General features: G+C 40.7%; 31 protein-coding genes. 1 reads left to right on the plus strand and 30 read right to left on the minus strand.

Annotation, left to right across the window (positions count from 1 at the left end; translation table 11 throughout):
- The first annotated feature begins 36 nt into the window (after nucleotides 1-36).
- Entirely contained in the window at nucleotides 37-1,824 is a 1,788-nt protein-coding gene (locus tag MCQ_RS08050) for a glucan ABC transporter ATP-binding protein/ permease (protein ID WP_006924680.1), read from the plus strand.
- Between the two features lie 98 nt (nucleotides 1,825-1,922).
- Here the strand turns inward: MCQ_RS08050 and alaS are convergent, their stop codons facing one another.
- From alaS to rplC, 30 genes are all read right to left on the minus strand, one after another.
- Nucleotides 1,923-4,586, minus strand: a complete 2,664-nt coding sequence (alaS, locus tag MCQ_RS08055) for an alanine--tRNA ligase (protein ID WP_006924681.1) — start codon at nucleotides 4,584-4,586, stop codon at nucleotides 1,923-1,925.
- Between the two features lie 206 nt (nucleotides 4,587-4,792).
- Nucleotides 4,793-5,836, minus strand: coding sequence for a recombinase RecA (gene recA, locus MCQ_RS08060; protein ID WP_006924682.1), 1,044 nt, complete (start codon nucleotides 5,834-5,836; stop codon nucleotides 4,793-4,795).
- Between the two features lie 629 nt (nucleotides 5,837-6,465).
- Nucleotides 6,466-7,785 (minus strand): replication-associated recombination protein A, encoded by a 1,320-nt coding sequence (locus MCQ_RS08065; protein WP_006924683.1) that lies wholly within the window; start codon nucleotides 7,783-7,785, stop codon nucleotides 6,466-6,468.
- 8 nt (nucleotides 7,786-7,793) lie between these two features.
- Nucleotides 7,794-9,188 (minus strand): DegQ family serine endoprotease, encoded by a 1,395-nt coding sequence (locus MCQ_RS08070; RefSeq protein ID WP_006924684.1) that lies wholly within the window; start codon nucleotides 9,186-9,188, stop codon nucleotides 7,794-7,796.
- 270 nt (nucleotides 9,189-9,458) lie between these two features.
- The gene (gene rplQ / locus MCQ_RS08075) at nucleotides 9,459-9,887 is read right to left on the minus strand and encodes a 50S ribosomal protein L17 (RefSeq protein ID WP_006924685.1); all 429 of its coding nucleotides are present in this window, start codon (nucleotides 9,885-9,887) and stop codon (nucleotides 9,459-9,461) included.
- 23 nt (nucleotides 9,888-9,910) lie between these two features.
- On the minus strand, nucleotides 9,911-10,924 hold the full coding sequence (locus MCQ_RS08080) for a DNA-directed RNA polymerase subunit alpha (RefSeq protein ID WP_006924686.1): 1,014 nt from the start codon (nucleotides 10,922-10,924) through the stop codon (nucleotides 9,911-9,913).
- A gap of 94 nt (nucleotides 10,925-11,018) precedes the next feature.
- Nucleotides 11,019-11,408, minus strand: coding sequence for a 30S ribosomal protein S11 (gene rpsK, locus MCQ_RS08085; RefSeq protein ID WP_006924687.1), 390 nt, complete (start codon nucleotides 11,406-11,408; stop codon nucleotides 11,019-11,021).
- A gap of 127 nt (nucleotides 11,409-11,535) precedes the next feature.
- Nucleotides 11,536-11,904 carry a 30S ribosomal protein S13 gene (gene rpsM / locus MCQ_RS08090; RefSeq protein ID WP_006924689.1) on the minus strand — a complete coding sequence of 123 codons (369 nt, stop codon included), beginning with the start codon at nucleotides 11,902-11,904 and terminating at the stop codon, nucleotides 11,536-11,538.
- A 177-nt stretch (nucleotides 11,905-12,081) separates the two neighbouring features.
- The gene (locus MCQ_RS08095; RefSeq protein WP_006924690.1) at nucleotides 12,082-12,660 is read right to left on the minus strand and encodes an adenylate kinase; all 579 of its coding nucleotides are present in this window, start codon (nucleotides 12,658-12,660) and stop codon (nucleotides 12,082-12,084) included.
- On the minus strand, nucleotides 12,657-14,003 hold the full coding sequence (gene secY / locus MCQ_RS08100; protein WP_006924692.1) for a preprotein translocase subunit SecY: 1,347 nt from the start codon (nucleotides 14,001-14,003) through the stop codon (nucleotides 12,657-12,659). Before secY ends, MCQ_RS08095 begins: the two co-directional genes overlap by 4 nt.
- A gap of 169 nt (nucleotides 14,004-14,172) precedes the next feature.
- Entirely contained in the window at nucleotides 14,173-14,640 is a 468-nt protein-coding gene (rplO, locus tag MCQ_RS08105) for a 50S ribosomal protein L15 (protein WP_006924693.1), read from the minus strand.
- Nucleotides 14,641-14,660: 20 nt separating this feature from the next.
- On the minus strand, nucleotides 14,661-14,867 hold the full coding sequence (rpmD, locus tag MCQ_RS08110) for a 50S ribosomal protein L30 (RefSeq protein WP_006924694.1): 207 nt from the start codon (nucleotides 14,865-14,867) through the stop codon (nucleotides 14,661-14,663).
- 31 nt (nucleotides 14,868-14,898) lie between these two features.
- The gene (gene rpsE / locus MCQ_RS08115) at nucleotides 14,899-15,447 is read right to left on the minus strand and encodes a 30S ribosomal protein S5 (protein WP_006924695.1); all 549 of its coding nucleotides are present in this window, start codon (nucleotides 15,445-15,447) and stop codon (nucleotides 14,899-14,901) included.
- Between the two features lie 115 nt (nucleotides 15,448-15,562).
- Nucleotides 15,563-15,925 carry a 50S ribosomal protein L18 gene (gene rplR, locus MCQ_RS08120; RefSeq protein WP_006924696.1) on the minus strand — a complete coding sequence of 121 codons (363 nt, stop codon included), beginning with the start codon at nucleotides 15,923-15,925 and terminating at the stop codon, nucleotides 15,563-15,565.
- A 12-nt stretch (nucleotides 15,926-15,937) separates the two neighbouring features.
- Complete coding sequence (gene rplF / locus MCQ_RS08125; RefSeq protein ID WP_006924697.1) at nucleotides 15,938-16,471, minus strand: 50S ribosomal protein L6; 534 nt, start codon at nucleotides 16,469-16,471, stop codon at nucleotides 15,938-15,940.
- 38 nt (nucleotides 16,472-16,509) lie between these two features.
- Nucleotides 16,510-16,908 (minus strand): 30S ribosomal protein S8, encoded by a 399-nt coding sequence (gene rpsH, locus MCQ_RS08130; protein WP_006924698.1) that lies wholly within the window; start codon nucleotides 16,906-16,908, stop codon nucleotides 16,510-16,512.
- A 14-nt stretch (nucleotides 16,909-16,922) separates the two neighbouring features.
- On the minus strand, nucleotides 16,923-17,228 hold the full coding sequence (gene rpsN / locus MCQ_RS08135) for a 30S ribosomal protein S14 (protein ID WP_006924699.1): 306 nt from the start codon (nucleotides 17,226-17,228) through the stop codon (nucleotides 16,923-16,925).
- Between the two features lie 24 nt (nucleotides 17,229-17,252).
- Nucleotides 17,253-17,810, minus strand: coding sequence for a 50S ribosomal protein L5 (rplE, locus tag MCQ_RS08140; protein ID WP_006924700.1), 558 nt, complete (start codon nucleotides 17,808-17,810; stop codon nucleotides 17,253-17,255).
- Entirely contained in the window at nucleotides 17,803-18,117 is a 315-nt protein-coding gene (gene rplX, locus MCQ_RS08145; RefSeq protein ID WP_006924701.1) for a 50S ribosomal protein L24, read from the minus strand. Before rplX ends, rplE begins: the two co-directional genes overlap by 8 nt.
- 12 nt (nucleotides 18,118-18,129) lie before the next feature.
- Nucleotides 18,130-18,498 (minus strand): 50S ribosomal protein L14, encoded by a 369-nt coding sequence (rplN, locus tag MCQ_RS08150; RefSeq protein WP_004855715.1) that lies wholly within the window; start codon nucleotides 18,496-18,498, stop codon nucleotides 18,130-18,132.
- A gap of 153 nt (nucleotides 18,499-18,651) precedes the next feature.
- Nucleotides 18,652-18,891: a 30S ribosomal protein S17 gene (rpsQ, locus tag MCQ_RS08155; RefSeq protein ID WP_006924702.1), complete on the minus strand. Its 240-nt coding sequence runs from the start codon at nucleotides 18,889-18,891 to the stop codon at nucleotides 18,652-18,654.
- Nucleotides 18,892-18,902: 11 nt separating this feature from the next.
- Complete coding sequence (gene rpmC, locus MCQ_RS08160; RefSeq protein WP_006924703.1) at nucleotides 18,903-19,103, minus strand: 50S ribosomal protein L29; 201 nt, start codon at nucleotides 19,101-19,103, stop codon at nucleotides 18,903-18,905.
- 12 nt (nucleotides 19,104-19,115) lie between these two features.
- The gene (gene rplP / locus MCQ_RS08165; protein WP_006924704.1) at nucleotides 19,116-19,529 is read right to left on the minus strand and encodes a 50S ribosomal protein L16; all 414 of its coding nucleotides are present in this window, start codon (nucleotides 19,527-19,529) and stop codon (nucleotides 19,116-19,118) included.
- 37 nt (nucleotides 19,530-19,566) lie between these two features.
- Nucleotides 19,567-20,277, minus strand: a complete 711-nt coding sequence (gene rpsC / locus MCQ_RS08170) for a 30S ribosomal protein S3 (protein ID WP_006924705.1) — start codon at nucleotides 20,275-20,277, stop codon at nucleotides 19,567-19,569.
- Nucleotides 20,277-20,666: a 50S ribosomal protein L22 gene (rplV, locus tag MCQ_RS08175; protein ID WP_006924706.1), complete on the minus strand. Its 390-nt coding sequence runs from the start codon at nucleotides 20,664-20,666 to the stop codon at nucleotides 20,277-20,279. Before rplV ends, rpsC begins: the two co-directional genes overlap by 1 nt.
- A 2-nt stretch (nucleotides 20,667-20,668) precedes the next feature.
- On the minus strand, nucleotides 20,669-20,947 hold the full coding sequence (rpsS, locus tag MCQ_RS08180) for a 30S ribosomal protein S19 (RefSeq protein WP_004855734.1): 279 nt from the start codon (nucleotides 20,945-20,947) through the stop codon (nucleotides 20,669-20,671).
- 15 nt (nucleotides 20,948-20,962) lie between these two features.
- A complete protein-coding gene (gene rplB, locus MCQ_RS08185; RefSeq protein ID WP_006924707.1) occupies nucleotides 20,963-21,796 on the minus strand; it encodes a 50S ribosomal protein L2 in 834 nt (277 codons plus the stop codon).
- Between the two features lie 21 nt (nucleotides 21,797-21,817).
- Nucleotides 21,818-22,111 (minus strand): 50S ribosomal protein L23, encoded by a 294-nt coding sequence (locus MCQ_RS08190; RefSeq protein ID WP_006924708.1) that lies wholly within the window; start codon nucleotides 22,109-22,111, stop codon nucleotides 21,818-21,820.
- On the minus strand, nucleotides 22,108-22,728 hold the full coding sequence (gene rplD / locus MCQ_RS08195; RefSeq protein ID WP_006924709.1) for a 50S ribosomal protein L4: 621 nt from the start codon (nucleotides 22,726-22,728) through the stop codon (nucleotides 22,108-22,110). The genes MCQ_RS08190 and rplD overlap by 4 nt, the downstream gene beginning before the upstream one ends.
- Nucleotides 22,728-23,468, minus strand: coding sequence for a 50S ribosomal protein L3 (rplC, locus tag MCQ_RS08200; RefSeq protein WP_006924710.1), 741 nt, complete (start codon nucleotides 23,466-23,468; stop codon nucleotides 22,728-22,730). Before rplC ends, rplD begins: the two co-directional genes overlap by 1 nt.
- Between the last annotated feature and the right edge of the window lie 27 nt (nucleotides 23,469-23,495).

Below are 23,495 nucleotides of genomic sequence, written 5' to 3' on the forward strand. Positions count from 1 at the left end.
CTTTATACTTGCAATAGCTATTGGAGATAATTATCTGTGTCCTTATTTAAAACTTATGCTCGTGTTCTCACTTATCTAAACAAAGAAAAAAATGCATCTCTTTTAATCTGTGCTGCCAATATTATATTAGCTGTTATCACCATCGCAGAACCTATTTTATTCGGACGCGTTATTGACTCCATTGCAGAGAGATCAGATATTATTCTTACCCTTACGATCTGGATATGTTTTGGGCTTTCTAATATTATTGCTTACGTTCTTGTTGCGCGCAGTGCTGACCGCTTGACACATAGACGCCGTTTAACTGTTTTAACTGAATCCTTTGAGCGTATCATTTCTATGCCCTTAATTTGGCACCAACAGCGTGGAACTTCTAACGCTCTCCATATACTTTTGCGCGCAATAGACTCCATGTCCGCTATATGGCTTGATTTTATGCGCCAACATCTTTCAACTCTTGTTGCATTATTCGTTCTCATACCTATAGCTTTTAACATGAATTGGCGCCTTTCAATAGTCTTGATTGTTCTCGCTGTCATCTATGTATTGGTTGCACGATTAGTAATGCGAAAAACAAAAGACGGACAAGCTGCTGTAGAATGCTATCATCATAACCTTTTTGAACATGTCAGTGATTCAATCTCTAACGTTTCCATTGTACAAAGCTATAACCGAATAAGAGAAGAAACTTTAACGCTGCATCAGTATACAAATGACCTTCTTAAAGCACAAAACCCTGTCCTCAATTGGTGGGCTCTTGCGAGTGGCTTAAACCGAATGGCTTCAACCATTTCAATAGTTTGTGTTCTTCTTCTTGGGGCTTTTTTTGTAGCAAAAGGCCAATTACGAGTAGGTGAAGTTGTTGCTTTTGTTGGATTTGCACAATTAATGATTAATCGTCTTGATCAAATTAGTGGTTTCATTAATTTAACCGTATCCTCACAAGCAAAACTACAAGAATTTTTCGCAATGGAAGACTCAACCTTTCATATCAATGAACCTAAAAATCTTCCTTCTCTCCAAAATGTTAAAGGCACAATACAATTCCATCATGTTACCTATAAATTTCCAAATTCTTCTCAAGGTATTTTCGACATTTCATTTAAAGTGAAAACAGGACAAACTGTTGCGATTGTAGGACCAACAGGTGCTGGAAAAACAACATTAATCAATTTATTGCAACGTGTGTACGATCCTACATTTGGACATATCTCCATTGACGGGATAGATATACGCTCGATTAATCGTGAATCCTTACGCAAATCTCTAGCAACGGTGTTCCAAGACGCTGGTCTTTTCAACCGTAGTATTCACAAAAACATCTCGATAGGGAGAGAAAATGCAACAGATGAAGAACTTTATGAAGCGGCGAAAATAGCAGCTGCCCATGATTTTATTCTGAAAAAAAACAATCGTTACGAGACCATGGTTGGCGAGCGAGGTTCTCAATTATCAGGGGGAGAGAAACAGCGATTAGCAATTGCACGTGCTGTTTTAAAAAATGCACCCATCCTCATTCTAGATGAAGCAACCAGTGCTCTTGATATCGAAACGGAAGCGCGCGTTAAAGAAGCTCTTGATTGCATAAGTCAAAACCGCACCACTTTTATTATAGCACATCGGCTTTCAACAGTACGCAACGCTGATCTTGTGCTATTTATGGATCAGGGTTACTTAATTGAAAAAGGCAGCTTTCAAGAATTAATCGAGAGAGGCGGACGCTTCTACAAACTCTTAAAATCCGGCGGTTTTACAATTGATAAACCAACGATAAAAGAAGATGACGAAAACGTGATTCCACTGCATGAAGCCATAGCATCATAAAATAAACGTCTCACCTTTAAGAAAGAAGCATGTCTAAACGACCAAAATCCCTCTCTTAAAAAAGAGAGAATCTAAACAACTAAATAATAAATCAGAAATTATCCTTCAAGAAAAGCTTTTAATGCCGTAAGTGCATCATCAGCCTTATTCCCCTCAGGACCACCAGTCTGGGCCATATCAGGACGACCACCACCGCCTTGACCACCAAGAATACCTGAAACAATGCGCACCAAATCAACAGCATTCAACGTATCCGTTAAATCCTCTGTGACACCAACAACAGCACTTCCCTTTCCATCCTCTGAAAGACCAATGAAAGCAACAACTCCAGATCCAATCTGTTTTTTTCCAGAATCCACGAATGCTTTCAAATCCCGTGGTGAAATATTTCTCACAATACGCCCCATAAAAGAAACACCATTGATGACGGTAATATCTTCTTGACTACTCTTCATATCTTCACCATTCAGAGCAATTTTCTTGCGTGCATCACTCAGCTCTTTTTCAAGTTTACAACGATAATCAAGTAAAGTCCGAACACGCTCTTCCACATCCGCAGAAGAAGTTTTTAAAAGATCAGCAATTTCATGGATTCGCTCATCTTGGCGTGTAAGATAAAGGCGTGCTGCTGTCCCTGTTAAAGCTTCAATACGACGAACTCCAGCTGCTACAGAACTTTCAGAAACAATATGAATCAAACCGATATCGCCTGTTCGCTCTACATGCGTGCCCCCACAAAGCTCAATTGACCAATTCTTTTTTAATCCTCCCTGTTTAAATTTTTGCCCCATAGAAACAACACGGACTTCATCACCATATTTTTCACCAAATAACGCCATTGCCCCTTCTGAAACTGCATCATCTATCAGCATAAGACGCGTTGTTACTTCACTATTTTGCAAAACAATGTCATTTGCTAAATCTTCTATTTTTTTCAATTCTTCTGGTGAAACGGATTTTGGATGAGAAAAATCAAAACGCAACCGATCTGGCGATACAAAAGAGCCTCTTTGAGTAACATGAGAGCCCAATATTTGACGTAAAGCTTCGTGTAATAAATGGGTAGCAGAATGGTTTGCACGAATTTTCTTACGATGAACAGAATCAACTGTTAATTCTACACGATCAGATATCTTTACCCGACCAAATTTTACTTCTCCAATATGAACAAAAACACCATCACCCTTTCTTTGGGTATCATGCACCTCAAAAGTAAAATTTTCACCAGAAATGATACCGCTATCACCAATTTGCCCACCAGCTTCACCATAAAAAGGTGTCTGATTAACAACAAGCATAGCTTTCTGACCTAAAGAAATATGGTCAACGAGTTTACCATCACAAACAAGAGCTGTAACAATACCTTCAACTTTTTCTGTTTCATAACCCAAAAATTCTGTAGCCCCCACTTGATCACGAACAGAAAACCATATCTTTTCTGTTACAGCCTCCCCAGAACCCGCCCAGTGAGCACGTGCTTCTACTTTCTGACGTTCCATCGCTTTATCAAAAGCGTCAACATCAACAGATATTCCACGATTCCGAAGAGCATCTTGTGTTAAATCAAGTGGAAAACCATAGGTATCATAAAGCCTAAAGGCAACTTCACCATTAAAACAATCGCCTTCTTTAAGATTGGTACTCGCTTTATTCAATAAACCCAATCCCCGTTCAAGAGTTTTCCGAAATCGAATCTCTTCTAACTTCAAAATTTCTGAAATTAAAGATTCAGCACGTACTAATTCAGAATAGGCTTGTCCCATTTCACGGATTAAAGCAGGCAAAAGACGCCACATCAATGGCTCTTTCGCACCAAGAAGATGTGCATGACGCATAGCTCGACGCATAATACGACGTAAAACATATCCCCGACCTTCATTAGAAGGAAGAACACCATCAGCAATTAAAAACGCTGACGAACGAAGATGATCAGCTATCACACGATGGCTGGCAACAAAATCACCCGTTGCTTTAACCCCTGTTATCTCTTGTGATGCACCAATTAACGCACGAAAAAGATCAATATCATAATTATCATGAACGCCCTGTAAAACAGCTGCAATACGCTCTAATCCCATACCTGTATCAATAGAAGGATGAGGTAGTTCAACACGCTCTTCCTTAGTAATTTGCTCATATTGCATGAAGACCAGATTCCAAATCTCGATAAAGCGATCACCATCTTCATCCAAACTTCCAGGTGGTCCTCCCCAAATTTCCTCACCATGATCATAAAAAATCTCCGAACAAGGACCGCAAGGACCTGTATCCCCCATCGTCCAAAAATTATCAGCAGTCGCAATACGGACAATCTTTTCGTCTGGAAGACCTGAGATTTTCCGCCAAAGTTCAGCAGCAACATCATCACTATGATAAACTGTCACCAATAATTTATCTTTTGGAAGACAAAATTCCTTTGTTAAAAGCTCCCATGATAAAAAAATGGCTTCTTCTTTAAAATAATCACCAAAAGAAAAATTACCCAGCATTTCAAAAAATGTATGATGGCGTGCCGTATAGCCAACATTGTCAAGATCATTATGCTTTCCACCCGCACGAACACATTTTTGTGCAGTTGTTGCCTGCTTATAAGAACGCTGTTCCAGTCCAGTAAAAACATTTTTAAACTGTACCATTCCTGCATTTGTAAACATAAGTGTGGGATCATTACGCGGAACAAGTGGACTAGAAGAAAGAACTTCATGCCCATTACGATGAAAATAATCGAGGAAAGTTGACCGGATGTTCTTAACACTATTCATATTGACACCTGCAAAGTACAGTACAAAATCATAAAAGCAGTCCCTCTCATTAAACATCCTCTTTGCCACGGATAGAGTCAATTTAATCAGAAAACAGAATGTTTTTTCAAAAAAGTTGAGAAATAAGTAATCTTATACTTTAAAATTCTGACAAATAAAAACAGAAAAAATTTAAATGAAGGAGTTGTACTCAAACAAACATTTCATCAAATGACTTCGTCGCTTTCTGTATTTTCTGAGCCTGCATTTTCTAATAATTCAATCGCAATCAAACCAGCATTTTGACGCAAAGCTGTCTCGATTTCCGCAGCTATTTCCTCATGTTCACGTAAAAACTGCTTTGCATTTTCACGTCCCTGTCCTAATCGTTGAGAATTATAAGAGAACCATGCACCAGACTTTTCCACAATACCAACTTTAACACCTAAATCAATCAATTCACCGACTTTGGAAATGCCTTCACCATAAATAATATCAAACTCAACCTGTTTGAATGGAGGTGCCAATTTATTCTTCACGACTTTAACACGCGTCTGATTACCAACGATTGCATCCCGATCTTTAATGGATCCAATGCGACGAATATCTAAACGAACAGAAGCATAAAATTTTAAAGCGTTTCCGCCTGTTGTCGTTTCGGGAGAACCAAACATCACACCAATTTTCATGCGAATTTGATTAATAAAGACAACCATACAGTTAGAGCGAAAAATTGCTGATGTTAACTTTCGCAACGCTTTACTCATTAACCGTGCTTGTAATCCCGGCAAAGCGTCACCCATTTCACCATCAATTTCCGCACGCGGTGTCAAAGCTGCCACAGAATCAACAACGAGTACATCAACCGCACCAGAACGAACAAGTGTTTCGGTAATTTCCAACGCCTGTTCACCGGTATCTGGTTGAGAAATGAACAAGTTTTCTAAATCAACACCAAGTTTACGGGCATAAATAGGATCAAGAGCGTGTTCTGCATCTATAAAAGCGCAAATCCCACCACTTTTCTGTGCCTCAGCAATAGCATGCAAAGCTAGTGTCGTCTTTCCAGAACTTTCTGGTCCATAAATCTCAATAATACGGCCCTTTGGTAATCCACCAACACCCAAAGCAATATCTAAGGATAATGAACCAGTGGGGATTGTTTCAATTTCAACAACCTGCTCTTTTTGCCCAAGACGCATAATTGAGCCTTTACCGAAAGAGCGTTCAATTTGTGAGAGAGCAGCATCGAGAGCTTTTGTTTTATCCACGATTATATCCTTGACCGATTCATTACAACTCAACACCCAGTGTACACTGTTCCTTTAGCTTAACTAAAGCGTTGAGTTTCAATTTTCACAAACTATTTCCATTTCTATCACGATATTATATCCATAACATCTCATAAAACATAAACAAAAAGGCTTCTTTATCTCACGTTTATCTCACACAACACAAATACACTTCAATAAGATACTGGCATATAAGGAAAAGAAGCTCGATATATCTATAGCTCTCCTCTAAAAAAGAAACAATTTAAATTTTAACACGGTGTTTATACAACCTCCTGATACTCCTCTTGTACACAATGAAGAGCTAAACTCCCTTAGCATATCATTTAGCTATTAATACCCAAAAGATTCATCATCAATCAAAACCACATACACCGCATACAACTAAAACCCTCATTATAAAGCAGCACATGAATTACAACTAGACCAATATCTCTTAAAATTGAGTTCTAAGCGTATATAAATTCTTGATTAGATAAAAAGAAAACCTTTTACTCTACAAATAATAAGCTTTTAAAGCATAAATTCGATTATTAATGAATTTATAACCATATAACTGATGTAAAATCAGTTCAAGAACAATAAAAAATCTCGTTTTAACTAAAATTTCATTTTTGATTTTTTCGTTTTTTGCGCAATTGCTTCCACCATTCAAGACGTTTCGCAATCTCACGCTCAAAACCACGCTCAACTGGTTGATAATAGATTTGGCGCCCAAGTTTTTCAGGAAAATATTCCTGTCCCGAAAAAGCATCTGGTTCATCATGATCATAACGATAACCATGCCCATATCCTTCTGCCTTCATAAATTTTGTAGGTGCATTAAGAATATGCTGAGGAGGAGGCAAAGAACCATTTTTGCGTGCGCTCTGCATAGCTGCCTTATACGCGAGATATGCTGCATTCGATTTTGGTGCCGTTGCAACATAAAGACATGCTTGCGCCAAAGCCAATTCTCCCTCAGGTGATCCTAAATAATCATAAGCATCTTTTGCCGCATTACAAATAACAAGAGCTTGCGGATCCGCTAAACCAATATCTTCAACAGCCATACGGACCAATCTTCGCCCAATATAAAGAGGATCCTCGCCCGCATCAAACATACGTGCTAAATAATAAAGAGCTGCATCAGGATCAGATCCACGAACTGATTTATGCAACGCTGAAATGAGATTATAATGACCATCTCGCCCTTTATCATAAATTGGAGCACGACGTTGAATGATTTTTTGCAAAGCGACAGCATCAAATATCTCTCCTGGTCGCGCAACACACCAAACTTCTTCTGCCAATGTTAACGCTGCCCGCGCATCACCATCAGACATCCCTATCAAAACATCTCTGGCATCATCATCTAATGGAAGAAGCTTTCCCTCCATTTCCTCAGCGCGTTTTAAAAGCATACCCAAACTTTCATCGTCATGGGGAAAAAACGTCAAAACACGGGCACGAGAAAGAAGAGCAGCATTAATTTCAAATGAAGGATTTTCTGTCGTTGCACCGATAAGAATGATAGTACCATCTTCCATGACCGGGAGAAAACTATCCTGCTGTGCACGATTAAATCGATGAATTTCATCCACAAACAAAAGCGTTTGACATCCAGATATAAAGCGAATCTGAGCATTTTCAAAAATCTTTTTAAGTTCAGCAACTCCAGTAAAAATGGCAGAAATTTGTTCAAAAGCGAAATTTGTTTCAAGCGCTAACAAGCGCGCAACCGTTGTTTTTCCTGTTCCTGGAGGCCCCCAGAAAATCATCGAACCAATTGAGCCAGCAGCCACCATGCGCGAGAGCACCCCCTCCTCTCCAACTAAATGGTTTTGTCCCAATACATCATTGAGAGAACGAGGACGCATTTTTTCTGCAAGCGGCCGCTTCTTATTAACATGAAGATCAAAAGACGAAGTAATAAAATCTTTACTCAAAAAAAACCTCAGCGAATAAATTGGCGAATATACATACCATCACGTTCATATTCCAAGTGCCAAACACGCTGGCGACCTTGCATGAGAATCTTTTTCAATTGACTGACTGTTTGAATTTTATGGCCATTCACAACACGCAAAATATCTCCCGGACGAAAAATCCCTGCAGCATTGCTCATTTCATCAATGTTAGTAATCACAACACCTCTTGCAGAGGTGGGAAGATGAAAACGTCGACTATTTTGCGGTGTTAAATCTAATATTTCAGCACCAGAAAGAGGACCTTCATCAATAATTTTTTCAGATTTTGAAAATGCAGATTCCGGCATTGATGAAATGTTTATTTTCGTCTTGAATATTTTTCCACTTCTTAAATATTCTAAAATAAGGCTCTGCCCCATGCCCGCTGTCATTAAACGATATCCAAGACCATCTGGACTAACAACGCGCATCCCTTGCACACTCAAAATAACATCGCCAACTTTCAAACCAGCTTTTTCCGCAGGACTATCTTTGTTAACTTCAATGACAAGAGCCCCATAGGGACGCTCTAAACCTAACCCACCAGCAATGTCAGGTGTAACATTTTGGAAAGATGCACCAATATAAGGTGGCACAAAATACTTCCCACCACGTTTAACAGTCTCAAGCATCACTTTCACAAGATTTGCCGGAATAGCAAACCCAATCCCTACAGAGCCACCTGAGCGCGAATAAATAGCGGTATTAATCCCTATTAATTGTCCTTTCATATCAATTAAAGCTCCACCAGAATTACCTGGATTAATGGCAGCATCTGTTTGAATAAAAAAGTCAAAATCAGAAATACCGACTCGTGTGCGTGCTTGCGCCGAAACAATACCACTTGTAACTGTTTGACCAACACCAAAAGGATTACCAATTGCAAGAACAAGGTCACCAACTTCAACTGTATCAGAATCTCCTAAAGGAAGAATAGGAAACTGCGCACCCTTTGCATTAATTTCAAGCACAGCAATATCAGTTGCTTCATCTTTTAGCATGATCTTACTGTCAAACTCCCGCCCATCAGAAAGAGCCACTTTAATTTCACTTGCATCTTTAATGACATGGTAATTGGTAACAATCAAACCACGTGCATCAACAATCACCCCCGATCCCAATGACGATTGCGTGCGTAAAGGTCGGTTATTTTGAAAACGACCAAAAAATTGCTCAAAAAATGGATCACCATCAAAAGGTGAACGTGCTCTAATTTGGCGAGCTGCATAAATATTTACGACAGACGGAATAGTTTTCTTAACTAAAGGAGCAAATGAAAGGGTGATTTCTTTTCGTGTTTCCGGAATTTGAGCATATGCACAATGAAACGATGGCTGTGCTATAATAGCAAAAAAAAGCCACGCCCAAAAAAAATACCTCATGTCTCGCTCCTTAAAAACTAATTCATTCGTTAGCATTAATAGGATAAGAACCCCTCTTATCCTTCATAAGCTTAGAATTCTCACTAATATTTATAATTAAGAATAAAAACAACCTATTTGAGCAGTAGATATTAAAAAAATTAAATAATTCAATATTTTCTAATCTTTCCTCTCCATTTATTTCTTGAAAATAAAACTGACTGTAAAATGCACATAAAAAAAACCGCCCAAAAAGGCGGCTTTTAAAAATCCAACAGAAAAGAAAACACTTTATGAAGAAGCTCCCTTTTCATTTATAACATTTTCCGTACGCGCATGATCTACAGCACCCTTCGCATCAACATCACGATCAACAAACTCTATAACAGCCATGGGAGCATTATCACCGGTACGAAACCCTGCTTTCATAATACGCAAATATCCACCGTTACGCGATGCATAACGCGGCGCAATTGTATCAAATAACTTCGCAACCTTTCCCGCATCACGAAGTGCTGCGATTGCTTGTCGACGCGCATGCAAACTTCCACGCTTACCAAGTGTGACCAACTTCTCAACAATAGGACGAATCTCTTTAGCCTTCGGAAGCGTTGTTACAATCTGTTCATGCTCGATCAGCGAAACCGCCATATTTGCAAACATCGCTTTACGGTGACTGGCAGTCCGGTTCAACTTACGACCTGAGTTACTATGGCGCATAAGCCTTCTCCTTAAATTCTAAATTAATATTGATCTTCATAGCGTTTAGCAAGATCATCAATGTTTTCAGGCGGCCATGCAGGAATTTCCATACCAAGATGCAATCCCATACATGCCAAAACTTCTTTAATTTCATTTAACGACTTCCGCCCAAAATTCGGCGTGCGGAGCATTTCAGATTCCGTCTTTTGAATAAGATCACCAATATAAACAATATTATCGTTCTTAAGACAATTTGCTGAACGAACTGAAAGCTCTAATTCATCGACTTTTTTGAGAAGCGCAGGATTAAATGCAAGCTCTGAATCAGACTCTTCTACAGGGTCTTTCTGTGGCTCCTCAAAATTGACAAATAAGGATAACTGATCCTGAAGAATACGTGCTGCAAAGGCAACAGCATCCTCTCCATTAACAGCACCATTGGTTTCAATCGTTAGCGTTAATTTATCATAATCAAGAACTTGACCTTCACGTGTATTCTCTACTTTATAAGATACTTTGCGAATTGGTGAATAAAGACTGTCAATAGGAATAAGACCTATTCGCGCATCATCAACACAATTGCGATCAGATGGAACATACCCCTTCCCTGTATTGACAATAAACTCCATACGAATTTCAGCACCTTCATCAAGAGTACAAATAATATGATCTGGATTCAGAATTACCATATCTCCAACAGTCTTGATATCTCCAGCTTTCACAACACCAGGACCCTCCTTACAAACGACAACACGTTTAGGTCCCTCTTCTTGCATACGAAGTGCAATTTCTTTGATATTCAGAATAATATCTGTAACATCTTCACGAACACCAGGAATTGATGAAAATTCATGTAACACACCATCAATTTGCACAGCAGTAATTGCAGCACCACGCAGCGATGATAACAATACACGACGAAGCGCATTTCCTAACGTCAAACCAAAACCCCGCTCAAGAGGCTCTGCAATCAAGCTCGAAATATTTGGATTATCATGTGTACAAAACTCAACCTTATTGGGTTTAATGAGTTCTTGCCAGTTTTTCTGGATCATATTTTTATTCCCGTTCTTTAGTCCCGCTACCATTCAATCGTAACGGCCAATGTGAACATCAGAGAAGCCTCCGATAACGAAAAACAATACCCAATCAAACACGCCGCCTTTTCCGAGGGCGACATCCATTATGAGGAATTGGTGTTACATCACGAATGGAAGTAATAATAAAACCAACCGACTGTAACGCACGCAAAGCCGACTCACGACCTGCCCCAGGACCACAAACTTCAACTTCTAATGAACGCATACCGTGTTCTTGAGCTTTTTTAGCACAATCTTCTGCAGCAATCTGAGCTGCAAAAGGAGTAGATTTACGTGAACCTTTAAACCCTTGAGCACCAGCAGACGACCACGCAATTGTGTTTCCTTGCGCATCAGTAATGGTAATCATAGTATTGTTAAATGTTGAATTGATATGTACAACACCGGATGAAATATTTTTGCGCTCGCGACGACGAACACGTGTGGCTTCCTTGGCCATAGCTTTCCTTTCAACGATCTCTGCACTGCCGTAACACCAGCAGCTCCACCCATTTTATTCTTGTAAAAAACTCGAACAAGAAACAAAATAAAAAACAAAATGCTTCTTTTTTTTCTAAAAGAAACTATTATTTTTTCTTACCAGCAATTGCCCTCGCCGGCCCCTTACGCGTGCGTGCATTCGTATGCGTACGCTGTCCGCGAACAGGTAAAGAACGGCGATGACGTAATCCACGATAACAACCAAGATCCATCAAACGCTTAACATTCATCGCCACTTCACGGCGAAGATCACCTTCAACCTGATACCCTTGATCTATTGCCTCACGAATCTGCAAAACCTCCGCATCGGAAAGTTCATGCACACGACGCCCCATCGGAATACCAACCTTTTTAGTAATTTCTTGAGCAAATTTCGGTCCAATCCCGTGGATATATTGAAGCGCAATAACTACACGCTTATTCGTTGGGATATTGACGCCAGCAATACGGGCCACGCCTATTCTCCTTGGTTATGTTGACAATTAACCATAAAACACCTGATGTATTTTATAGAAAAACCGACCCGGCATAAAATTTATCCGAATCCAGTTATTTTACTGAAATAAATTAAAGCAGTTTTTGATAGATTTTATCAAAAAAGTCAACTCTTTTCATTTATTACGAAAAAATCCTTATTTAAGAAACTCTCTAATCATGCGTGATACCTCAGTAACACCAATCATTCCATCAACTCTCTTTAACAACCCCCTCTCCGAATAAAATTTCGACAGGGGTACTGTTTTCTCACGATATTCCACTAATCGTTTTGCAAAAGCAACAGCATTATCATCTGAACGAACCTGCCCGCCTGTAGATATTGTTTCCTGAACGCGTTTTTTCATTCGCTCAATCAACACATCTTCATCAACAACCAGCTCGATAACAGCATCAAGGCACATATTTTTTGACTGCAAAGCCTGTTGCAAAGCTTCTGCCTGCCCAACAGTGCGCGGATATCCATCCAAGACAAAACCGTTTGCACAATCATTTTCGTCAATCCGATCTGATACAATTTGATTAACAATACTATCAGATACCAAAGCACCAGAACTCATAATAGATTTAGCTTTTTTGCCAATTTCTGTTTCTCTACTAATCACCTCACGCAACATATCACCGGTTGATAAATGAGGAATATGATACTCCTCTGTCAACATCTTAGCTTGTGTACCTTTTCCAGCTCCTGGAGGACCTAAAAGAACAACTCTCATCGCTTCCTTCTACCTCCACGAAGTTTTGACTTTTTAATCAACCCTTCATATTGGTGTGCGACAAGATGTCCCTGAATTTGAGCAACTGTATCAAGTGTAACAGTAACAACAATCAACAAGGAAGTACCCCCAAGATAAAAAGGAACCTGTAACGTAGATATCATAAACTCAGGTAACAAACAAACCAAAATAATATAAATTGCACCTACAACAGTAATACGCGTCAAAACATAATCAATATATTCAGCCGTACGCTCACCAGGACGAATACCTGGAATAAAGCCAGAATGCTTCTTTAACTGATCCGCTGTATCACTTGGATTAAACACAATAGCAGTATAAAAAAAGCAAAAAAACGCCATCAAAAGTGCATAAACAATCATATAAAGTGGCTGTCCATGACCAAGAGAATAAGAAACAGCTTGAACCCATTGCGGCATTTTATCAGAAAAATTATTAACAGTTGCAGGTAACAATAACAAAGATGATGCAAAAATTGGTGGAATAACACCAGCAGTATTCAACTTTAAAGGGAGATGTGACATATCACCTTGAAACATCTGGTTACCAACCTGACGTTTCGGATACTGAATAAGGATTCGCCGTTGCGCACGCTCTACAAAAACAATAATTGCAATAACGGAAACCGCAATAAGAAAGATTGCTATTAACAAAAAAGTTGATAAATCAGCCTGACTATGAGCCGTCAAAAGCTGAGCAAAAGTAGAAGGAAGATTAGCGACAATACCTATGAAAATAATAAGGGAAACTCCATTACCTATACCGCGTGACGTGATTTGCTCACCAAGCCACATGAGAAACATCGTTCCACCAACAAGTGTAATAATAGAAGAAACACGGAACATGAAACCTGGTTCCACAACGATTTGAAGCCCTGTCCCTATACCGGTTTCAAGCGCAACTGCAATACCAAACGCTTGTAGAATCGCCAGTACTACTGTTACGTAACGAGTATACTGATTAATAATCTTACGACCTAGTTCACCCTCTTTTTTAAGAGTTTCCAACGAAGGAATGATTGAGGTTAGCAATTGTACAATAATTGACGCTGATATATAAGGCATAATTCCTAGTGCAAAAATTGCCATACGCGCAACAGCACCTCCAGCAAACATATTAAATAATCCTAAAACACCAGATGCATGATGTTCGAATGTTTGCCGTAAAGCATCAATATTAATACCAGGAAGAGAGATATAAGTACCAAAACGGTAAACCAGAAGCGCTGCCAAAGTAAACCAAATGCGTCTCTTTAATTCAGTTGCACGCGAAAAAGTACCGAAGTTTATATTGGAAGCAAATTGCTCTGCCGCTGATGCCATAAAACGTCTCCAGTCCACACTCCAGTTCTTTAAATCACAGAAGTATAACTCTAAAAATTGATATCGTCATACATAAATAAATGCAAAACTTAAATAATTCCTCACAAAAGGTATCTCAGAATGAATCAGACACTTCCCCCCCTTAAACCATCATTGATATCAAAAAAACTCACTGAACAACTTCAGGAAAAATAACCTGACCCCCAGCTTTTTCAATCTTAATACGAGCAGCTTTAGAAGCATAAGAAACATGAAAAGTAATCTTTGCTTTCAATTCACCATCAGAAAGAAGGCGCACTCCATCTTTCAGACGACGAATAATAGCAGCCTCTTTTAATGCAATCATATCAACAGGTTTTTCAATATCTAACTTACCTGCATCAACCGCAAGCTGTATACGCCTTAGCGAAACTTCGTTATAGCTCTTGGCAAAAAAGTTTCTAAACCCACGCTTCGGTAAGCGACGATAGATAGGCATTTGCCCACCTTCAAAACCATTAAGCGAAACACCAGAACGCGATGCCTGCCCTTTCACGCCTCGACCACCAGTTTTACCAGTACCAGAACCAATACCACGCCCAACACGTTTACGATTTTTTGTTGCGCCTTCGCAATCACTCAGTTCATTGAGTTTCATATTTCATACTCCCGCAACCTTTAACCTTCATCTATCACACGAACAAGATGCCGAACCTTAGCAATCATACCCCGCACACAAAGCGTATCCTCTAAAACACGCCGCCGCCGCATTTTATTTAATCCAAGCCCTTTCAACGTTGCACGCTGAATCTGTGAATTCCGAATTGGACTTCCAATTTGCTCTACAGTCACAGTTCTGTTATTCTGAGATTTTTTTTGAACCATTTTCTAATTCCTTTTCTGATAATCCCAGAAACTACCCTTCTGCATCAACCAAATGCTGACGACGTGCCTGTAAAGTCGAATATTTGATACCACGTTGCGCTGCAATATCTCTAGGATGCATTTGATGTTTTAATGCATCAAAAGTTGCACGCACCATATTATAAGGATTAGACGACCCTAGCGATTTTGCAACAACATCCTGCATACCAAGAGTTTCAAAAATAGCACGCATCGGCCCTCCAGCAATAATACCAGTACCCGCAGAAGCCGAACGTAATAAAACACGACCAGCTCCATGACGACCCTCAAGATCGTGATGCAATGTACGTCCAGAGCGAAGCGGAACATAAATCATTCCACGCTTAGCAGCTTCTGTAGCTTTACGAACCGCCTCGGGCACTTCACGCGCTTTGCCATGACCAAAACCCACACGTCCCTTTTGATCTCCAACAACAACAAGAGCAGCAAAACCAAAACGCCGACCACCCTTCACAACTTTAGCAACACGATTGATATGAACAAGCCTATCGACAAATTCACCATCACGTTCATCTCGTTCATTACGTTCTTTCTGTGCCATTCCTCATTCCTTTTTCTTTTCCGGAAGCACGCTAAAAAAGTTCCATCACAAAATCAGAGGAACTTATACGAAACACTCTAAAAATCTCCTTATTCAAATTTCCGAATAAGGTGCTTTAGAAGTTTAAGCCACCTTCACGAGCAGCTTCAGCCAAAGCCTTTACTCTACCATGGTAAACATATGCTCCACGATCAAAAACCACTTCATTAACACCAGCTTTCTTTGCACGTTCGGCAATTAATTTACCAACAGCAAAAGCAGCTTCTTTATCAGAACCACTTTTTAACGATTTTTTTAAATCGCCTTCAAGGGTAGATGCGGAAACAAGCGTACATCCACGCAAATCATCGATAATTTGAGCATAAATATTTTGATTCGAACGATAAACACTAAGCCGCGGACGATCACTAGAAACCATTTTTATTCTACGACGAACACGCCGTGCACGACGCTGAATAATGTCCTTAGATGAAACCATGATGCAAAATCCTTATTTCTTTTTGCCTTCTTTACGAAAGATACGCTCATCTGCATGCTTAACACCTTTGCCTTTGTAAGGCTCAGGTCTACGATATTCGCGAATTTCTGCTGCAACTTGCCCAACCTGCTGCTTATCAATTCCAGAAATAACAATTTCCGTAGGCTTAGGAACCGTTACAGTAACACCCGATGGCACTCTATAAATCACATCGTGAGAAAAACCTAAAGACAACTGAACATCCCTACCTTGCAAAGCAGCTCGATAACCAACACCGTTGATTTCCAGCTTCTTTTCAAAACCATCCTTTACACCCAAAACAATATTTTCAATCATCGAGCGTGACATACCCCATTTAGAGCGTGCATCTTTTGATTTATCCCTTGGCGAAACCAATATAGCATTTTCCTCAAGCTTAACCAAGACTTCATCATTAACGATATAACTTAGTTCACCTTTCGGACCTTTTGCCTTAACCAGCTGACCATCGACAGTTGCAGTAACCCCTGAAGGAACTGAAATGGGCTTTTTTCCAATACGAGACATTATTCTAACCTATTTTTCTTCTGTTTTCTTAAAATCACTTAGAAAACACGACAAAGAAGCTCTCCACCGACATTTTGTTCACGTGCCTCATGATCCGCCATAACGCCTTTAGGAGTTGATAAAATCGAAATACCAAGACCATTCGCCACTTGAGGAATAGACTTAGCCGAAACATACACACGACGACCCGGCTTTGAAACACGTGAAATCTCACGAATAGCAGCCAACCCTTCAAAATACTTCAACTCGATTTCAATTTCAGACTTTCCATCACCTAAATCGACTTGATTATATCCGCGAATATAACCTTCCGACTGAAGCACATCAAGAACGCGTGCACGAAGCTTAGAAGCAGGAGTAAGCACTTTACCTTTTTTACGACTAAGTGCATTACGAATACGTGTTAACATATCACCAAGAGGATCTGACATAGACATTGAGTAATCTCCCCTCACCAACTAGACTTAACAATGCCGGGAATATGGCCAATAGAACCAAGTTCACGCAATGCAATTCGTGACATTCTTAATTTACGATAATAAGCTCTCGGACGTCCCGAAACCTCACAGCGATTACGAATACGAACTTTTGCAGAATTACGCGGCAACTCCGCCAATTGAACAGAAGCTTTAAAACGCTCTTCAAGTGAAACCTTCTGATCCATAACAATCGCTTTCAAACGTGCGCGACGTGCAGCATAACGTTTTACCATTACTTCACGACGCTTATTTTTTTCAACGGCACTCACTTTGGCCATAACTTTACCTCACTACACTTGCCGTTACGAACGAAAAGGAAAATTAAAAGCACGCAACAATTCACGCGCCTCATCATCCGTTTTTGCTGTCGTACAAACGATAATATCCATGCCCCAAATTTGATCAACTTTATCATAGTTGATTTCTGGAAATACAATATGCTCCTTAATACCCATAGCAAAATTGCCACGACCATCAAAACTTTTGGGATTCAAACCGCGAAAATCACGGACCCGCGGAAGCGCAATCGTAACAAGGCGATCTAAAAACTCAAACATACGATCTTTACGCAATGTAACTTTAGCTCCAAGCGGCATTCCTTCACGAACCTTAAAGGTTGCAATGGAATTACGCGCACGAGTAACGACCGCTTTCTGACCTGTTATGAGTCCCAAATCCTCAGCAGCAATAGACGGTTTTTTGGAATCAGCAGTTGCTTCACCAATCCCCATATTAACCACAATTTTATCAACCCGCGGAATTTGCATTGCATTTTTATAATTAAACTTCTCTTGAAGCGTTTTACGAACCACTTCAAAATAATGCGTCTTCATGCGCGGCGTTTGTTTTTCCTCAGCCATTAATCAACTCTCCCGAACGCTTGGCAAAACGAACCTTATTACCATCTGCATTCATACGAAAACCTACACGGGTAGGCTTACCATCTTTAGGATCAGCAATCGCCAAATTGGATAAATGAATTGGAGCTTCTTTAGAAATAATTCCAGCTTCTTGCTTTTGTGTCTGACGCTGATGACGTTTAATCATATTAACACCACGAACAAAAGCGTTATTTTCCTTTGGATTTACTTTAATTACTTCACCACTACACCCTTTATCCTTACCGGATAACACAACGACTCTATCACCTTTTCGAATCTTCTGCATAACATTCACCCCTTATAAAACTTCAGGAGCGAGCGAGATAATCTTCATATGATTCCTACCACGAAGTTCGCGGGGAACTGGTCCAAAGATACGTGTACCGATCGGCTCTTTCTTATTATCAACTAAAACAGCAGCATTACTATCAAAACGAATGACGCTACCGTCTGCACGACGAATATCCTTAGCAGTACGAACCACTACAGCTTTCATCACATCACCCTTTTTAACACGGCCACGAGGAATAGCATCCTTGACCGAAACAACAATAATGTCACCGACCGAAGCATATTTCCGCTTTGAACCGCCTAACACCTTGATGCACATGACACGACGAGCACCAGAATTATCGGCAACGTCGAGGTTTGTTTGCATCTGAATCATGACTGGCTACCTTCTCTTACTCTATAACGTTTATATCCGGTCGCACCTCTAATACACCCGGATTTGCCTGCCAAATAACAATAAATTTATTGTCTCAAATTTACCAACGGAAATAAAATCCCTGTTAAATTCTAAAACAATAAACCGAGTTAACTACACCACACTGTCTGTAACAACAGTCCAACGCTTATCTTTCGAGATTGGCCTAGATTCCTGAATAGAAATTTGATCGCCAATCTTGAACTGGTTGTTCTCATCATGCGCCTTATATTTTTTAGACTGTCGAACAGTTTTCTTCAGAAGTGGATGAGAATAACGACGTTCCACTTTGACAACTACAGTCTTATCACTTTTGTCGCTTACGACAACACCCTGCAAAATGCGTTTAGGCATCTTTTACTTCCTTAAACCTTACTTTCGTTTATCTTCTGACGAAGAAAAGTTTTAACACGCGCAATATCACGACGAACCTGCCTAACACGTGCAGCCTTTTCCAATTGGCCGGTTGCCTTTTGAAAGCGCAAATTAAATTGCTCTTTCTTTAACTTCACCAACTCATCTTTCATTTGGTCGAGCGTTTGCGCCCGCAATTCCTTGGCTCTCATCGCTTAACCTCTTTATTCAGCAATACGCTGTACGAAACGCGTCTTAATAGGCAACTTTGCAGCACCCAATCTCAGCGCCTCACGCGCAACATCTTCAGGAACCCCATCAAGCTCAAACATGACGCGCCCAGGCGCAACACGAGTTGCCCAATAATCGACACTCCCTTTACCTTTACCCATACGAACCTCAGTTGGCTTAGATGTAACTGGAAGATCCGGAAAAATACGAATCCACACACGACCAGAACGTTTCATATAACGTGTAATCGCACGACGCGCCGCCTCAATTTGGCGAGCAGTAATCCGCTCCGGCTCAACAGCCTTAAGACCATAAGCACCAAAATTTAAACTCGTACCACCTTTTGAAACACCGTGGATACGACCCTTGAATTGTTTACGGAACTTTGTGCGCTTCGGCTGCAACATTGCTCTCTACTCCAAAATTTAATTCAACCGAAAAAAACTAAGCATTTTCACGGCGACGATTTGACGAAGGACCAGCATGATTAGCTTCCGCAGCGCGACGCTCTGAAGCCATAGGATCATACTCAAGAATCTCACCCTTAAAGACCCAAACTTTAACACCACAAATACCATAAGCAGTCTTAGCTTCTGCTGTACCGTAATCAACATCAGAACGCAAGGTATGAAGTGGAACACGACCTTCACGATACCATTCCATACGAGCAATTTCAGCACCACCAAGACGACCAGAACAATTGATACGAATACCTTCGGCCCCAAGACGCATAGCTGATTGAACCGCACGCTTCATCGCACGCCGAAAAGCAACACGACGCTCTAATTGTTGAGCAATTGATTGCGCGATAATCGCAGCATCAATTTCTGGTTTATGAATTTCGACTATATTCAATGACGTCTCTGCATCCGTCATTTCGGAAAGCTTACGACGAAGCTTCTCGATATCAGCACCTTTTTTACCAATAATCAAACCCGGACGCGCAGAATAAATAGTTACACGACACTTCTTGTGCGGACGCTCAATAACAACTTTAGAAATAGCTGCTTGCTTCAGTTCTTCAAGAACATATAAACGAATTTTTAAATCCTCATGAAGAAGACGCCCATATTCACCACTATCAGCATACCAACGAGAATCCCAAGTTCGATTAACTCCAAGCCGAAGCCCTATTGGATTGATCTTCTGCCCCATTATGCGGCCTCCACTTTTTCGGTAACTTCACGAACAATAATAGTAAGATGCGAAAATGGACGTTCAATTCTACTAGTGCGCCCACGACCACGAACATGAAAACGTTTCATCACTATTGATTTACCAACATAGGCTTCTGCAACAATGAGCGAATCAATATCAAGATCGTGATTATTCTCTGCATTTGCTATCGCTGATTCAAGCGTTTTCTTAACTGTCGCAGCAATACGTTTACGCGAAAATGTTAAATCAGCAAGCGCTACATTCACTTTTTTTCCACGAATCATCGCAGCAACTAAATTAAGCTTTTGCGGACTAACACGAATTGTCCGAGTAACTGCTTTTGCCTCATTATCCCTAAGCTGGCGAGAAACTTTAGCTTTTCCCATCCCTACTTCCTCTTCGCTTTCTTGTCTGCACCATGCCCATAATAGGTTCGGGTGGGAGCGAATTCACCAAATTTATGCCCAACCATCTCTTCAGAAACAGAAACAGGAATATGCTTATTGCCGTTATAAACACCAAAAGTTAAACCAACAAATTGTGGTAAAATAGTAGAGCGACGACTCCATATTTTTATAACTTCATTGCGGCCACTTGCACGTACCTTCTCTGCCTTCCCCAGAAGATAGCCGTCAACAAACGGACCTTTCCAAACTGAACGAACCACTTCAGACTACCTCTCTCATTTCTTGCGCTGATGACGCGTACGCATAATAAACTTATCAGTGGCTTTATTCGAGCGCGTACGCTTACCTTTCGTAGGTTTACCCCAAGGAGATACCGGATGACGACCCCCGGATGTACGACCTTCACCACCACCATGTGGATGATCAACTGGATTCATGGCAACACCACGAACATGCGGACGCTTACCACGCCAACGTGACCTTCCGGCTTTACCATCATTAATATTCGCGTGATCAGGATTCGAAACAGCACCAACAGTGGCAAAACAACTACTAGACACCAAACGCTGTTCACCAGAATTAAGACGAAGAATAGCCATCCCTTGATCTCGCCCAACCAACTGCGCATAAGCGCCAGCTGAACGCGCAATCTGACCACCCTTCCCCGGCTTCATTTCAACATTATGAATAATTGTACCCACCGGCATATTAGCAAGCGGCATAGCATTTCCGGGTTTAATATCAACATTCGATCCAGCTATAACAGAATCACCAATATCAAGACGTTGTGGTGCAAGAATATAACTTAATTGCCCATCCTCATAGCGAATTAACGCGATAAAAGCTGTACGGTTTGGATCATACTCTAAACGCTCAACTTTTGCAGAAACATCACGTTTAAGACGTTTAAAATCAACAAACCGATAACTACGTTTATGACCACCGCCTTGAAAACGAGCAGTAACACGACCACGATTATTACGCCCACCCTTTGATGACAATCCCTCAGTCAACGTTTTTACAGACTTACCCTTATACAGACAAGAACGATCTACAATAACAAGCTGACGCTGCCCGGCAGTAGTTGGATTAAAGTGCTTAAGTGCCATTATTCTTATCTCCGAGCCTCTTTAAAGACCTGTCGAAACGTCGATAGACTGACCATTTGCCAGTGTCACGATCGCTTTTTTGACATCACACTGCCGACCAACAATGCCCTTGAAACGCTTCACTTTACCCTTACGGACTATCGTGTTAACTGCTTGAACTTTAACGCCAAAAAGCGCTTCAACAGCAGCCTTAATCTCAGGCTTTGTCGCTTTCGGCGCGACATTAAAAGCAACTTGATTATATTCAGAAATCATAGTCGACTTTTCAGTAATAACTGGACTAACAATTATATCATAATGGCGAAGGTCTGTCATTTAAAACGCTCCTCAAGAGCCTCGACAGCGGCTTTTGATAAAACAAGTTTGCTGCGACGCAAAATATCATAAACATTAATTCCTTGAATTGGTAAAACATCAATATTAGGAATATTAGATGCGGCACGAGAAAAATTAACGTCAATTTCTTTGCCACCAATTAACAAAGCATTCCTAAACCCAAGTTTAGAAAAACTAGAAACAAGCATCTTGGTTTTAGCATCCTTAACATTCAGTTCATCAACGACGATTAAATCATTTGCCTTTAATTTTGCTGACAAAGCAAGACGCAACCCAAGTGCACGAATCTTTTTAGGAAGATCATGCGCATGACTACGAACTACTGGACCATGCGCTTTACCACCACCTCGAAACTGTGGTGCACGAGCAGACGAGTGCCGAGCACGTCCAGTTCCCTTTTGCTTAAACATCTTTGCTCCCGTCCGCGACACATCAGATCGCCCCTGCGATTGATGTGTACCCTGTTGACGACGTGCAAGTTGCCAACGAACAACACGTTGCAAAATATCTTCACGCGGTACAAGACCAAAAACACCCTCAGAAACCTTTAACTTACCAGCTTCATTACCTTCAAGGGTTTTAACTACAAGATCCATTATTCGGCTCCCTCAGCTTCAGAGGTTTCAGTTACCGGAGCAACCACTTCCGTTTTCTCCTTTGCAACATGGCGAATACCAGCAGGCTTCGGTGCATTATCAGGAAGACGCTTCTTTACAGCATCTCTCACCAAAATCCAAGCACCCTTAGAACCAGAAACAGCACCACGCACTAAAATTAAACCACGCTCAACATCCGTGGAAACAACTTCTATATTCTGTGTCGTGACACGCACCTGCCCCATATGGCCAGCCATTTTTTTACCTTTAAACACTTTACCCGGATCTTGACACTGTCCCGTCGAACCATGAGCACGATGTGTAATTGAATTACCATGTGAAGCACGATGTCCACCAAAATTATGCCGCTTCATAACACCAGCAAAACCTTTACCAATACTCGTACCTGTCACATCAACCCTCTGCCCCGGAACAAAATGTTCCACCGTAATCTCAGTACCGACTTCAAGAAGATTATCGGGACTAACACGAAATTCCGCTATTTTGGCTTTCGGCTCAACGGAAGCCTTAGCAAAATGTCCACGAAGAGCTTTCGAGGTATTCTTAACCTTGGCAAAGCCCACACCTAATTGAACAGCAGTATAACCATTCTTTTCAACCGTACGCTGAGCAATGACTTGACAACTCTCCAAACGAAGTACCGTTACTGGTACATGTTCACCAGAATCATTATAAATACGGGTCATGCCCAGCTTCTGTGCTATTACACCTGAACGCATCGGGTCTGTTCCTTCTGTCCTCAAACC

The sequence above is a fragment of the Candidatus Bartonella washoeensis Sb944nv genome (assembly GCF_000278135.1).
Taxonomy (GTDB): domain Bacteria; phylum Pseudomonadota; class Alphaproteobacteria; order Rhizobiales; family Rhizobiaceae; genus Bartonella; species Bartonella washoeensis.